Source organism: Deinococcus rhizophilus (assembly GCF_030271215.1).
GTDB classification, from domain to species: Bacteria; Deinococcota; Deinococci; order Deinococcales; family Deinococcaceae; genus Deinococcus; species Deinococcus rhizophilus.
Window position 1 is genome coordinate 1 of record NZ_JASNGB010000393.1, and the last position, 530, is coordinate 530.

At 77.7% G+C, this 530-nt stretch carries 1 pseudogene; it reads left to right on the top strand.

The features are described 5' to 3' along the window. Window positions 1-530 (top strand): annotated as a pseudogene (locus tag QOL99_RS17520) (hypothetical protein); the annotation flags it as partial.

Genomic DNA, 530 nt, shown 5'->3' on the forward strand with positions numbered 1-530 from the left:
CCGCCGACGAGCTGGCCCCCGAGCTGGCAGCGGCCCGCGAGGCCCTGAAACGGGGCGAGACGCCCGACGTGGCCGCCCTGTGGAGCGCCCTGGAACGCCGCATGGCCCAGGCCGCCCAGCAGCGCGAGGACTTCGACGCCCGCGCCGACCACGTCGTGCACGAGTACGACACCCTGCGGCACCTCGCGGGCGAGACCACCCAGCGCCTGGGCCGGATGGCCGACACCCTCCGCGCCCAGCGCCGCCTGGGGCGGATGTCCGCCGTCGCCCGCGAGCGCTACGCCCAGACCCTCGAAGGTGCCGAGGCCCTGCTCGCCGAGGCCCACGCCGAGTACGAGGCCGCCCAGCAGGTCACCGCCAGCTTCGGCGCCGACGCCCTGAGCGGCCTGCTGGACGTGTTCGACTTCGGCGGGGGGGAGCCCGAAACGCCCCTGGCCGCGCCGGAACCCGCCCCGGCCCCGCCTGCTCCAGCCTTCACCCTCCCGGCAGGGCTGCTGGGGGGCACGGCGGCCGCCGACCCCCAACCCGCC